Source organism: Algimonas ampicilliniresistens (genome assembly GCF_030159955.1).
Taxonomy (GTDB): domain Bacteria; phylum Pseudomonadota; class Alphaproteobacteria; order Caulobacterales; family Maricaulaceae; genus Litorimonas; species Litorimonas ampicilliniresistens.
The window spans coordinates 523,134-536,985 of sequence record NZ_BSNK01000002.1 but is presented as its reverse complement, the minus strand read 5'-3'; the positions used below and the strand labels follow the sequence as shown (position 1 = coordinate 536,985).

The 13,852-nt window shown below is 56.4% G+C and carries 9 protein-coding genes and 1 riboswitch; of the genes, 3 read left to right on the top strand and 6 right to left on the bottom strand.

All coding sequences use genetic code 11. From position 1 onward, the window contains the following. Nucleotides 1-17: 17 nt before the first annotated feature. Complete coding sequence (gene glpK, locus QQL54_RS10495) at nt 18-1,514, bottom strand: glycerol kinase GlpK (RefSeq protein WP_284390409.1); 1,497 nt, start codon at nt 1,512-1,514, stop codon at nt 18-20. 81 nt (nt 1,515-1,595) lie between these two features. On the opposite strand from glpK, the gene QQL54_RS10490 reads away from it, so the two are divergent. Beyond that, a complete protein-coding gene (locus QQL54_RS10490; RefSeq protein WP_284390408.1) occupies nt 1,596-2,441 on the top strand; it encodes a sterol desaturase family protein in 846 nt (281 codons plus the stop codon). On the opposite strand, the gene QQL54_RS10485 is transcribed toward QQL54_RS10490, so the two are convergent. The 3 genes from QQL54_RS10485 to bmt all read right to left on the bottom strand — a co-directional run bounded on the left by QQL54_RS10485 (nt 2,419) and on the right by bmt (nt 6,112). Then, entirely contained in the window at nt 2,419-3,288 is an 870-nt protein-coding gene (locus QQL54_RS10485) for a DUF1295 domain-containing protein (protein WP_284390406.1), read from the bottom strand. The genes QQL54_RS10490 and QQL54_RS10485 overlap by 23 nt on opposite strands. 98 nt (nt 3,289-3,386) lie before the next feature. Next, nucleotides 3,387-4,886, bottom strand: coding sequence for an RNA polymerase factor sigma-54 (rpoN, locus tag QQL54_RS10480; protein WP_284390404.1), 1,500 nt, complete (start codon nt 4,884-4,886; stop codon nt 3,387-3,389). Between the two features lie 209 nt (nt 4,887-5,095). Next, a complete protein-coding gene (gene bmt / locus QQL54_RS10475) occupies nt 5,096-6,112 on the bottom strand; it encodes a betaine--homocysteine S-methyltransferase (protein ID WP_284390403.1) in 1,017 nt (338 codons plus the stop codon). A gap of 51 nt (nt 6,113-6,163) precedes the next feature. Continuing rightward, a riboswitch (cobalamin riboswitch) is annotated at nt 6,164-6,372 on the top strand. Between the two features lie 124 nt (nt 6,373-6,496). On the opposite strand from bmt, the gene QQL54_RS10470 reads away from it, so the two are divergent. After that, nucleotides 6,497-8,371, top strand: a complete 1,875-nt coding sequence (locus QQL54_RS10470; RefSeq protein WP_284390401.1) for a TonB-dependent receptor plug domain-containing protein — start codon at nt 6,497-6,499, stop codon at nt 8,369-8,371. Here the strand turns inward: QQL54_RS10470 and QQL54_RS10465 are convergent. Further along, nucleotides 8,368-9,354: a TraB/GumN family protein gene (locus tag QQL54_RS10465; protein WP_284390399.1), complete on the bottom strand. Its 987-nt coding sequence runs from the start codon at nt 9,352-9,354 to the stop codon at nt 8,368-8,370. The two genes, QQL54_RS10470 and QQL54_RS10465, sit on opposite strands and share 4 nt — an antisense overlap. A gap of 130 nt (nt 9,355-9,484) precedes the next feature. Here QQL54_RS10465 and QQL54_RS10460 point away from each other — a divergent pair, with 130 nt between their 5' ends. Beyond that, on the top strand, nt 9,485-10,624 hold the full coding sequence (locus tag QQL54_RS10460) for an acyltransferase family protein (protein ID WP_284390397.1): 1,140 nt from the start codon (nt 9,485-9,487) through the stop codon (nt 10,622-10,624). A gap of 29 nt (nt 10,625-10,653) precedes the next feature. On the opposite strand, the gene QQL54_RS10455 is transcribed toward QQL54_RS10460, so the two are convergent. Next, nucleotides 10,654-13,767, bottom strand: coding sequence for a calcium-binding protein (locus tag QQL54_RS10455; protein WP_284390395.1), 3,114 nt, complete (start codon nt 13,765-13,767; stop codon nt 10,654-10,656). Between the last annotated feature and the right edge of the window lie 85 nt (nt 13,768-13,852).

The following is a 13,852-nucleotide window of genomic DNA, read 5'->3' as shown; positions in this document are numbered from 1 at the left end:
AGAGCACAGACGCGCCGCTAGGCGAGCAGGCGTCTAACGCAGTCCGCCCAGCCGTCCAAGAGGGACTTACGGGTCTTTGCATCCATATTCGGCTCGAACAGGCGTTCCCGGGTCCAGAGCGCGGTCAGACCGTCCAGATCATCCACCAGTCCGGCCCCAATCATCGCTAAATAGGCCGCGCCCATGGCGGTCGTTTCCAAAATCTCCGGTCGCTCGACAGGCAGGTCAAGCACATCGGCCAGATGGCCGACCATCCAATCATTGGCGACCATGCCGCCATCGACGCGCAAGCTCTTCGGATGCGCGCCGTCCTTCGCCATTGCGTCGAACAGATCATGCGTCTGATAGACCACGCTCTCGACGGTCGCGCGCACCACATGATCACGGCCCGTATCGCGGGTCAGGCCAAACAGGCCGCCGCGCACATCGGGCTCCCAATAGGGCGCGCCGAGCCCCGTAAAGGCAGGCACAAGATAGACGCCGTGATTGCTGTCGAGCCCCTCACAGATCGCCTGCGTCTGTGCGGCATGATCTATCAATTTCATTTCATCGCGCAGCCATTGCACACCCGCGCCAGCGATGAAGATTGAGCCTTCCAGCGCATACGCCGTTGTCCCGTTAATGCGGTAGGCAATGGTGGAGAGAAGCTTATTGCTCGAGGTTAGGCAGTCCTCACCCGTATTCAGGATCACGAAACAGCCTGTGCCATAGGTCGATTTGATATCGCCCGGCGTAAAACAAAGCTGACCGATCGCGGCCGCTTGTTGATCGCCCGCCACGCCGCAAATCGGAATATCGCCGAAAGGACTATCGGGGAAGACGGAACACATGCCGAAGTCCGATACGCAGTCGTGCACATCCGGCAGACCAGAAGCCGGGACATTGAACAGATCCAGCAGCTCCTCGTCCCAACGATTGTCGCGAATGTTATAGAGGTTGGTACGTGACGCATTGGTCGCATCCGTCGCATGAACCGCCGACTTTCCGGGTCCGCCCGTCAGTCGCCAAATCAGAAAACTATCCACCGTCCCGAAGCAAAGCTCACTCTTTTCGGCCCGATCACGCGCGCCCTCAACATGATCGAGAATCCAAGACATTTTCGTTGCGCTGAAATAAGGATCATGTAGCAGCCCCGTCTTGGCTTGCAGCGTGGCGACAGGCATTTGTTTTGCTAAGTCGCGACAGACCGCAGCGGTGCGGCGGTCTTGCCAGACGATCGCATTGTAGAGGCAGTCCCCTGTCGCGCGGTCCCAAACCAGAGTCGTCTCGCGCTGATTGGTGATACCGATGGCGACGGGTCGATACCCCTCCTGCACGCACCAATCATGACAGGCCATGAGTGTCGTTTTGACGGTCATCCAGATCGCTTCCGGATCATGTTCGACCCAACCATCATTTGGATAGAGCTGCGGGAACTCCTCTTGCGCAGAAAACAGGATCTCGCCTGCGGGACTGACAATGAGTGTTCGGGAACTGGTTGTGCCCTGATCAATGGTGAGGATGACATCTGACATGGTGTGACCTTAGCGCGCCAAAGCGGCGCGGCAAGCCGGACATCGTTGCGAAGGAGCATCCCAGCCGTTAGGCGAGCCCGTATGGAAGGATGGCCGATACCGCTCTGGGGATTTGTAGAGACGTTCGTGGGTCTCACCGCCATCATTATTGCGCGTTATTTTCTGATCGTTTGGCCGATCCATTGGGCGCTGTGGCAGCGCACGCCGTCCCTTAATCGAAAACGCGTGGCGCGCCGCCTGTCGAAACGCGAACCAACTCGCGCGACCATCCGCAATGAGATCCGCCTCTCCCTCATCAGTTCCGTCATCTATGCCCTGCCTGCGGCCATCGTGCTGGAAATGTGGAAAGCGGGCGGCACCGCCATTTACGACGGTGTGCCGGACGGCCTCGGTGCATGGCTGTGGGTCCCGGCCAGCGCAGCGCTCTATCTGTTCGCGCAGGATAGCTGGTTTTATGTCACTCATCGGATCATGCACCACCCGAAACTGTTCAAACACACCCATGCGGGCCATCACCGTAGCGTGCAGCCGACGCCGTGGGCGAGTTTTTCATTCGATCCGATTGAGGCGGCCAGCTCGGCCTGGTTACTGCCGGTCATGGCACTGTTTATCCCGATCCATTGGGTTACCGCGCTGGTGATTCTGATGTTGATGACGGTCAACGCCGTGTTCAATCATGCGGGGTGGGAGGTCTATCCCAAGCGCTGGGTCGAGGGCTGGTGGGGCCGCCATGTCATCACGGCCAGCCATCATAATTTGCACCACACCAAATTTACCGGGAATTACGGGCTCTATTTCCGCTTCTGGGACAAAGTCTGCGGCACGGATCGGGGGCTGGTGACGCAGCCCGTTCTTGCAAAATCCGCTAAGACGCCGTCTTTGAAGGCCTCTACTTCGGAGGCCCCTATTTCGGAGGCTTGGGAATAAAGCTCGACGTGCGTTCGACATAGTCACGATAGGCGGGGCGCTTCTTCAGCTTCCGTTCCAGCAAGTCCCGACCTGACACGCGAAGTAAAAGCAAAGTCATAATGATCGGACCGAAGATCGAAACCCAACCCCAAGGTACCTGACACGCAGCAACGAAAATTCCCCACCACAACAAGGCATTCCCGAAATAGTTGGGGTGGCGGGTCCAAGCCCATAGACCCGTGTCGAGCACAGGCTTGTCTTCATAGGGACCATCATAATCTGCATTTCGTTTGAGGAAGGCGGCGAGCTGCGCATCCCCGACCGCTTCGAACAACACGCCCACCAGCCACATCAGCGCGCCGATGATGGCTAGTAATCCAATTTGAGTCGGTAGCGCTTCAGTTAGCTGCGCACCGTCGCCCAGTGGAACATCTCTCTGCACCCGGCTCATCGCGATCGCGATCCAGACCGGCGCGGAGACGATCAGGATCAGCAGCCCCTGCCCCCAATAGATGGTCAGCAAGGCCCGCATCCGCCACGCCATTTCAGTCATGCCGGAGCGTTTGCGCATGGCGATATAACGCCCATCCTCACCGTGACCCAGATTACGCTTGGCCAAATAAAGGGTCAGGCGCAGGCCCCACAAGATTGGCATCAAGCCCATCAGCCAGACATAAGCAGACGGCGAAACTGTCGCTCGTTCACTGGCAAGATAAAGGCAAACAACCCCGACAAGCGCAAAACCGAAGCCCCAGAAAATATCGATGATGGAGGCATCGCGCATCAGCAGGCTGATCAGCCAGACAACAGAAATAGAGCCGAAAATAATGACGGCGATATGGGCTAGGTAAACAAGAGCAATCATACCCACGCGTTTGCACGGCTTTTGGGCGATCTGTCAAAGTCCGCATCGTCGCATCAGATCAGAACCAAGGCCCACGGTCGCCTTAGACATTTGTCCCGTTAGATCCGATTGCGGATAATCCGGCGCCGTTCGACCGAGCTGGGAATTCCCAACACGTCCCGATATTTCGCGACTGTGCGGCGCGCAATATCGACACCGTGTGACCGCAACAATTCGACAATACGGTCATCCGACTTGACGCTCTTCACGTCTGTCTCTTCTTCGACCAATGTCTGAATACGGTGGCGCACAGACTCCGCGCTATGCCCCTCACCGCCCGACGTAGACGGAATGGATGCCGTGAAAAAGAATTTCAGTTCGACCGTCCCGCGCGGCGTGGCCATGAATTTTCCTGACGTCACCCGGCTAACCGTACTCTCATGCATCTGGATCGCCTCTGAGACATCCTTAAGTTTGAGCGGACGCATATGATCGACGCCATAAGCGAAGAATGCATCCTGTTGCCGCACGATTTCAGACGCAACTTTAAGAATGGTTCGCGCGCGCTGGTCCAGACTTTTGACTAACCAGCTAGCACTCTGATGACATTCGGACAGGAATTCCCGTGCCGTTTCATCATCGGCAGAGGCCGCCTGAATTTCGCGGTAATAACGCTTATTGACCAGAACGCGGGGCAGCGTGTCCGAATTCAGTTCAACCGCCCAACCCCCATTCGGCGTTTCGCGCACAAACACGTCCGGCTCCAGACCTGAGACGGCCCCGCCGCCAAAAGCCTGACCTGGTTTCGGGCTCAGCGTGCGCAAATGCAGGACACGATCCTTCAGATCGTCTAACTCGACCCCGCACAATTTCGTTAGCTTGGTGAGATCGTGCCGAGCCAGAAGATCGAGATTAGCGAGAAGCGCCTGATTGGCGTCGTCCAAATCATCCGTTTCAGCCAGCTGCATCGCCAGACATTCTGAGAGCGTCCGCGCGAAGACACCCGTAGGCTCTAACGTCTGTAACTGAGTAATGACCGAGGCAATCCGCGACGGCGTCACTCCAAGAGAGAGCGCCAGCGCTTCGGTTTCCTCACGCAAATAGCCAGAATCGTCGATCACGCCGAGCAAGTAATCAGCGACCGGACGGTCCGCTTTTGACAAAGTCAGATGGGCAAATTGCTCGCGTAAATAATCCTGCAATGTAACTTCGGCCACTGCATTGGCGGCTGCATCATAGCCTTCCGACAAGGGTCGGCCTGATCCCGCGCCCTTAGAAAAATCAATCGTTCCACCGACATCGGACGCCGACGCGCCTATGTTGTCGCTGGCGCTATCATCGCTGACACTATGGGCCGGCACATCAAGATCGGCTTGGGCCGCAGCGGGGGCGTCCATCTGCATGGATGCATCTGGGGAGGCAGCTTCCGCAACATCTTCGTCACGGCGATTTTCCTCGCCTGTTCCACGTTCCAGCAGCGGGTTCTTTTCCAGCTGCTCATCAACGAAGGTTGCGAGTTCAATATTGGACAATTGCAACAGCTTAATCGCCTGCTGCAATTGCGGCGTCATGGCTAGACTTTGCGTCTGCCGCGCGACAATCTTTGGCGCTAACGCCATTGGCCCACCTCACCCTAAACCTACCATGCCAACCTCGTAAACGGGTCGACTTGGGACGGTGCATAGGGGGAGAAGGCTTAGGATGGCGCTAAGCGACAGGGTTAGCGAAGTGTTGAAAGGACCGACAACCGCTAGTCATGATATGAAAAAGGCCGCCCTGATTAAGCGGCCATCTTCAATGTTTTCACCTAGGACTAGACGGAATCCGCCTAGCGACGCCGACGAGACGCGCCGCGCCGTCCGACCGCACCCGCTTCCAAAGGCGGATTGACTAGGGCGCCGAGGGTGGCTTCGAGGCTTTCACGCGTGGGGCGCGGACCGGCCTCATTACGGGCGATATAGTCATCAATCGACTGACGCATCGCGGCCACATGTTCGGGCGCATTGCCGCAACACCCGCCAATAATGCGGACGCCCGCATCCGCCGCCAGTTGGGCATAGTCATACATCAGCTCCGGCGTGCCGGAATAGATGGTCTCTTTGCCGAGGACGGTGGGGATGCCGCAATTCGCTTTACCAACCACAACAGCGTTGGGATCCGCCGCCGTCATAGCCAATGTGCTAAGCAAGAGATCCGACGCGCCGACACCGCAATTTGATCCCAGGGCTAAAGGTTGTTCAGGCAAATCTTTAGTGATCCCGTGAATATCACCCGGCGCGATACCCATCATCGTTTTACCAGCTGTGTCGAAGCTGGCGGTAAAGACATAGGGCATGCCGCAATCAATCGCGGCCTGCGCCGCCGCCTGAATTTCCTCAGATGCCGACATCGTCTCAATCCAGACCACATCCGCACCGCCGTCCCGCAACCCTTCAATCTGAGTTTTAAACGCCGCGACCGCGCTCTCCATTGTCATCTCGCCCATGGGCTGAAACAATTCCCCCGTCGGTCCAACGGATCCAGCGACAACCACCGGACGGTCAGCCGCTTCGGCCACCTGCCCCGCAAGTTCCGCGCCCGCCTTATTGATGGCGTAAGTATCGTCCTGCGCTTTGTGCAGCTTTAGCCGCGGCGCGTTGGCGCCAAATGTGTTGGTCAGAATGATGTCGGATCCGGCATCGACAAATTGCTGGTGCAGGGTTTGCGGCTTTGACGGCTCAGTCAGATTCCAGATGTCTGGCGGAAAACCGGGCTCGAGGCCCATATTCATGAAATTCGTCCCCGTTGCGCCATCGGCGAGTAGGAGCGGCTTCTGCGTCAGAAGATCATATAAAGAAATTCGCATATCCTGCCCAATGACGGTCAGGTCTTGCCTTGTCAAAGCCTGTTTGCCGCTCTAGGGGCGGCGCGTTCTGGTGCTTCTTAACGAGGCCGAACAGGGAATGGGGTGGTCACATTTGTGAGAGTCCCCAACAGCGCCCGCTGCCGTAATTCGCGAGGCGCGCCGCAAAATGCCACTGGCCAACTCTTATAGAGACGGCCGGGAAGGCGCGGCGCACCGTTTGAGCGATCAGTCGGAAGACCTGCCAGAACACGTCGCCAGCGCGCGCGGGCGGGACCGACCGATGCGCATGGATGAGGTGGGAATGATCCCGTCCTTTCAATGACGACTCCAACCATGAACGACATGCGGATGCCTTCAGACCCGCATGCATATGAGGAGTGCGTGATGAAACGCTTTATATTGAGCACGGCGCTGGTCGCCGTGATAACTGGCCCCGCCCTTTTTCCAGGCCAAGTCTGGGCGCAAGTGCAGGCGGATGTCGACAATACCGACCTATTTGACAGTGACGAAATTATCGTCGCCGCGGCGCGCCTAGGCGCGCTCAGCACCGCCGAAGTCACGGTCGCAGCATCTGTCCTGACCGAAACTGAGATCCAGGCGCGCGGACAACAATATGTATCCGACCTACTGCGGTCCCTGCCGGGTATTGCCGTCAGCGCGTCAGGCTCGCGCGGAACGCTGACACAAATCCGGGTCCGGGGCTCCGAAGCCAATCATGTGCTGGTGATTATTGATGGTGTCGAAATGGCCAATCCAAGCGACGGCGGGTTCGACCTGTCTGGCTTGCGCACCCAGGATATCGTCAAGATCGAAGTCCTGCGCGGAGAACAATCCGCTCTGTACGGATCGGACGCCATTGCGGGGGTCATCAACATCGTGACGCGCGCGGGCGAGACCCGTGAGCAATGGCGCGCCAGTGTCGAGGGTGGATCACGCAGTACAGCACAGGGCCAAGCCAGCGCCGTCATTCCTCTCGGCCGCGCCGCGCTTTCGATCAACGGCACAGCTTTCAGGACGGACGGGTTCGATATCTCTGGCTTGAACGGTGAAAAGGACGGATCGACGTCCAAATCTCTCAATCTCGGGCTCAATGCTCTTCAGATTGGCGGCGTGCGTTTTGACGCCAAATTCGGCCAGTCTATTCTCGAAGCCGATTTTGATGGCGGCTCTCCGCTACGCAACACGTCTGACAACCTGCGGGTCGACACGACAACCGCCCGCGGCGATCTGCGCTTCGAAACAGGCGCCATCGACCATAAGGTCAGCCTCTCCCATCTTGAAACGGACACTGAGAATGATGGCGCATTTGGTCTGAGCCAATCCGTCGGGACACGCAGCCAAGCAAGCTGGGCCGCCGGCCTTTCACGCGACACGGATACAGTGACGCTAGTGGCTGAATATGAGCGCGAGACCTATACCAACACGCCGAACTTCACTGACCCTAATGGTAAGGCCGAGAATGAAACCGGGGCTCTGGCAGCTGAATATCGCCGGACATTCGGCGCCACCTCGCTCACCGCCTCGGGCCGCTACGATGCCAATGACCTCTTCAAGGATGCTGTCACCTGGCGTTTGGGGGCCGCTCACACATTTGCGTGGGACGGACGTTTGCGCGGCAGTATCGGTACGGGCGTGAAGAACCCGACTTTGATCGAGCTATTCGGCTTCTTCCCCGCCGATAATTTCATTGGCAATCCTGACCTTGAACCCGAAACATCCATCGGAGCGAATATTGGCTATGTGCAACAGATCGGAAACTTCGAAGGCTCCGTCGATTTTTTCTATTCTGAGCTTCAAAACGAGATCGATGGGTTCGTTTTCAATGGTGTCTCGACGGTGCGTAATTTGGAACGCGAGTCCATACGACAAGGGATCGAACTGGAAGCCAGCTACACACTCGACCGCATCCGTTTAACCGGGGCGGCGACATTCTTGGATACGGATCAGGCGGACACTGAAGAACAACGCCGACCGGAGTTTACCGGCAGCGCGACCCTGACGTGGGATGCGACGGATCAGCTCAGCCTGTCGGCCTATCTCGACCATACTGGCAGCCAGCTGGACACGGACTTTTCAACCTTCAAACTGGTTGAATTAGACAGCTTTACTCTAGTTGGAGCCCGCGCGGCCTATGCGCTCGGCGATCATGTGACCCTGTCGCTACGCGGTGAAAATCTGACCGACGCGGACTATCAAGAACTGGTCGGCTACGCCTCGCCGGGCCGCGCCGTCTTTGCTGGTTTGGCCCTCGACTTCTAGTCCGATCCCGCCGGGACATCCGGCAGATCGAGATCGGCGGGTTTAATTACATCCTCGCCCAGAAAAGCGAGATAGCGCGTGACCTCATGGCCACGCGCTTCCAAAGCATCGATCAAACTACCCTCCCCGAGCATATGGCCGGTCCCCACAGCGACAAAGCCCGTGCCAGAGCCGCTTAGGAACCGATCAAGCCGGTCCGCCCAACGCGCATTGCGGTCCAGCAAAACCACCTTGGCATAATTCTCTGGCGCGGCGGCGAGTGGATCGATCAACATTGTTTCCAATGTCGCCACATCGCCTACAGCCCAGTCCCGAGCAATCGCGGTCAATGTGGGTCCCATTTCGTCAAATCGTTCCATCGTGTCCGTCAGGAGTTCGAGTTGTGTGGCGTCAGGCAGATCAGCGATCTGGCGCACCTGATCTTCTGGCGTTTCAAAATAAACGACATTTTTTCGAGACCGCGCCGCGCGCGATTTCAGCGCCTCATCCGCAGACAGATCTGCACTCAGCCCGGCGGCACGCGCCGCCGATAGGGTCAAAAATTCGCTCGCCAACCAAGGCTGCATCGAATCCAGCGCTGCAAGATCGAGACCGCCATTATTGGCAACCGCTTCGAGCAATTTAGATTGGTAATTGTCGAGCGTATCGGTCAGGCGGCGGCCGTCTCGGCGCAGACCGCGTTGCGTCGCCAACGCCTGCGCCCGAAGTTCCGCCGCGCCGCTATTATCAGCTTCGAAAAAAACCGTTCCGGCTTCGGCAAAGGTATCGCGCATATCATCGCGCTGCCAGTTCAAGCCTTGGGGTAGAAGATGCACCGTCCCAAACAGATATAGCGTGCTGTCCTCATCCTGCACCCGCCAGATTGCAGGCGCATCGTTGCGTGCCCGCGCTTCTTCGACCTTACGCACCGCCCCGTCAGAGACGGGCACTTGATCACAGGCGATGAGGGAGAAGCCAAGCAGAGCGGCGAAGATAAGTCTCATGAGGCCGCCTAACAGATCGGGCGATAGGACGGCTAGTCGCTATCCTTCACATCGCGCTTAAGGATCGTTGATTGTGCGGCGCGCCAACACTGGCTAATGAAACGCACCCGCCCCTAAAAATGATCGGGTTTTGACCGGAGACATCACCCTGAGATCGTTCAGAAATAATTTCGACTCGATCCGTTTGTTTGGCGCCGTCTTGGTGATCTGGGGTCATGCCTTTGTGCTGCTGGGCCTACCCGCATCGACGTCTCTCTATATGTCCGTGCACACGCTCGGGGTGAAGATCTTCTTCGTCGTGTCCGGATATCTGATCGCGCAAAGCTGGAGCTACGACCCGAACCTGTTCCGGTTCGCCGCGCGGCGTTGTTTGCGCATTTTCCCAGCGCTCATTCTTTGCGTCATTTTCACGGCTCTGGTGATCGGTCCCGCCTTCACAACCATGGGACACCAAGAATATTTCGCGCACCTGCAATATGGCGATTATTTCTGGAATATTTTCCTCAAACCCCGCTATGTTCTCCCGCTCGTATTCGCCGACAATCCATATGCACACGCGGTGAACGGATCACTTTGGACACTACCAGTTGAATTTGTTGCCTATTTCGTGGCGCCAACCCTAGTCATTATAAGCCGGCTGCGCTGGATCGGGCTTCCACTGATAGTCGCCTTCATTGCCGCCTGGATGGGCTTGGATATCTGGGGTCGTGACGTTCCGATCGATATCCGCAATCAACATATTGTCTGGGGCTCGGAATGGTTGGCCGCGGCGCAGCTCATGACCTATTTTTGGATTGGGTCGGCTGTTGCGATCTACCGCTTGGAACGGTTTCTACGCATGGACGTGGCCATCGTTACATTCGTGCTGTTCGCCATGATCCCCTTTGACCGGGCCGGCCTCTCCTACTGGCCCGGAATCATTTTAATTCCTTATCTGACCCTAACCTTCGCGCTCATTGCGCCCGCCAATAATTGGTTTCGCGCCATCACGGATCGAGGCGATTACTCCTATGGCCTCTACCTCTATGCATTCCCAGTACAGCAAGGGATCATCGCTCTGTTTGGCGCCACATTCCTGCGCGAAAACTTTCTGCTTTTCGTCTTTATGAGTCTGATTCCGACAAGTCTGTTCGCTATCATCTCTTGGCATCTCGTTGAGAAGTCAGCCCTACAGCTCAAGCCAAGGCGTCCAAAGCCAGTAGAGACTGTCCAAGATAGCGATGATATCCAAGAGAGCGACCTTGACCGCACACAGACCGTAGGCGCTTAACCCCGCAATTTCGCCTGCATCGAAAAGTTCTAGAGAAGCACATCCTCGACGAAGGCGTGGCCCGCATCAAAGTCGAACAGATCACCCCGGAAGATCATGTCTGTGACATCGGTTAGGCCGGGTTCGAACAGATCTTGTCTGCCAAGCAGGGCCACGAAGTCCGCACTGAAATCGACATTTAAATCCAAACCCGTATCGGCCTGATCACTTTGGCCTATGCTTTCTGACACGGGCGCGGATAGATCGGACTTCGCCGCCTCCGCACTTTCTGCGCTGCTCGTGGCAGCAAAAATAAAATCGCTCTCAGACAGGTCTGCCGCCGACAGATTGGACAGCACGAACATCCCATTGTCGCCGTTGGACAGGATCACAAAGCTGTTGCCATTCATGTCCGTAATGTCTTGCGCGCCTGCGATCAGAGCCTGGAAGCTCGTCACGGAACTCGACAGCTCAATTTTATCGATACCGATCTGGAAATCCAGAATCCGGTCAATTCCGGTGCCTGCCTGATAGAAAGTATCCGCGCCCGTCCCGCCGAGAACGATATTATCGCCATTGCCGCCCGTTACCCGGTCATCCCCGGCCAAGCCGTTGACAACGTCATTGCCGTCGCCGCCGTCCAGATCATCGTCGCCGGAAATATCGGCGATCACGTCATCACCCGCGCCACCGCGTAGCGTGTCATTACCTTCGCCGCCAAAGATCGTATCGCTACCGTCGTCGCCATCGACAATGTCGTCACCACCAAACGCATAAATCACGTCATTATCCGCGCCGCCCAGAAGAATGTCGTCACCGTCTTCGGCAATCAGCACATCAATGCCGGCTCCGCCAAACAATCTATTATCGCCTCCGCCGCCAAAAATCGTATCGTTGCCTGAACCCCCATCAAGGGTGTCATTGCCCGTCTGGCCATAGATGACATCATCCCCAGCTCCGGCGAGGACGTTATCTCGGCCGTCGCCCATAATGAAGACGTCGATCCCCGCGTCGCCAAAAGCTCCATCATCCCCGGCCCCACCAAAGATGGTATCATTTCCATTGCCGCCATAAATGGCGTCGTTACCGTCTTCGGCATAGATGGTATCATCACCATCGTCGCCGAATATGCTATCATTGCCCGCGCCTCCGATAAGCACGTCGGCATCATCGCCACCGTGGAGACGATCGTCGCCACGCCCACCGAAGAGGCGGTCAACGCCCGCATCGCCGCTCAACGTATCATCGCCATCCTGACCATAAATAATATCATCGCCCTCACCACCGTAGGCGCGATCATTACCCGCACGCATGACAAGACCATCATCCCCACCAAGACCGTACACGTCATCCAGCCCATCAGTGAAAGCCTGCAGATCCGGCCCTTCCGTCAAATTCAGCGGGGTCACGACTGTGGACGGCGACCCATCCAATGGAAAATCATTAACGATATTGGCGTCAACCAGATCCGTGACATTCACATTCAATAGACGGGCAGCCTCTTGCCAATCATCTGGAGAGTTTGATGGAAATGAAGATATTTTATTGATTTCTATGATAGTATCTGCGCCGTCCTGAGTAAGACGGAGAAAGCCAGTCGCAAACGGGTTTGATTCACGGTCCCAATGTGTTCCAAAGAGTATGCCTTCGAGGCTAAGTCGATCTCCATTCGGGCCCACTTGGAAATCAGTAACAGTTATGGACCCCTCACGGTTGACGCCAGACAGTGCCAGCAGGTCTGAGCCAGAGCCCAGAGCAATCACATATGTCCCCCGACCATATTCGCTTATGAGGATATCATCGTTCCCTGCGCCCATATCCAGCATGAAGCTGCTCAGCACGCCTTCGTCATTAGATTCGTTAAAGATCTGCGCATAATCAGAGCCGTCTCCGCCCAGAAAAGTAACGTTCATGCTGTTAGGACTTCGGTGTAGGTAAGTGTCGTCTCCATCACCTGCGTCAATCATAATAGAGTGAACTATCGGGACGAGAGACCAATCTGTAATTTCGAAGCGATCATTTCCGTCTCCGCCAAACATTTGGTCACCACCGCCGTCCCTATATCTGAAAGTGTCGTTCCCATCGCCTCCACGCAAAATGTCCGATCCTGGACCGCCCTCCAGTAAGTCATCCCCAGCCCCTCCATCCAGAAAATCATTGCCTTGGAGGCCGTACAGTTGATCTTGTCCACCTAGGCCTAGAATAATATCGGGCAATAATGTCCCGCGAATTCCGTCACTGGACTCGGTACCAAAAATCTCGTTCGGGTCCGGCTCGGATCCATCAAGGGCGAACCCTTCTCCGACATTCGCGCTTGTCAAATCCCCAACTGAAACACCGTTGAGGCGGGCGGCCTCTTGCCAATCCGGACTGGACTCAGTCCCAAGATTGACCTCCAAAAGAGCATCTGTGCCGTCTTGGGTTAGACGGAGTATATTGCTGCCATAAGGATTGGAATTACCGTCCCAAGCCGTATCCGCCAATATTCCGCTGATCGATAGGAAATCACCGTCATCGCCAGCTTCAAAATCGGTGATCGTGATAGACCCGATGACATTAAAGCCGTTTATGACAACCCTGTCCGAGCCGGTGCCGAGGGTCATCAGAAAAATTCCTTGCGCGCCTATTCCACTATTGTCTTGGAAAACAATCGTGTCGTCGCCGGAACCCATATCAAAAGTGAAGCGTGAGTTTACGCTGTCACTGGAGATACTAATATAGTCTGACCCGGAGCCCCCTGAGAAAGTCATGTTTGCGGCCTGACCGGCGCTGTGAATATAACTATCATCCCCAGCGCCGCCGTCGATCAGAATTGTCGGTGGCGATTGCAGGCCGAAACTAATGGCGATAGAAAAAATGTCATTCCCAGCCCCGCCAAACATTTGGTCATCACCATCTTGGAAATAGCTAAAACGGTCGTTTCCGGTGCCCCCATGAAGAATGTCCGTACCGTTGCCGCCATCGAGAATATCATCGCCAGAGCCCCCTTCGAGCGTATCCTCACCGGCGCTGCCAAGAAGCCTATCGTCTCCGGCACCGCCCTCAATGACATCATCCCCTCCAAGACCGTCGAGGAAGTCATTTCCACCCAAGCCCTGAAGGGTATCGTCGCCATCAGTCCCCTCAAGTACGTCATCACCCTCTGTACCAATAATGTCCGGCATCAATCGTCTCCTGCCGCCTTAATCCGTGTAAGGGGGCGTTCTAGTATCGGCTTTGCGATGTTGTTCAGGATCAGCGGTCGACCCT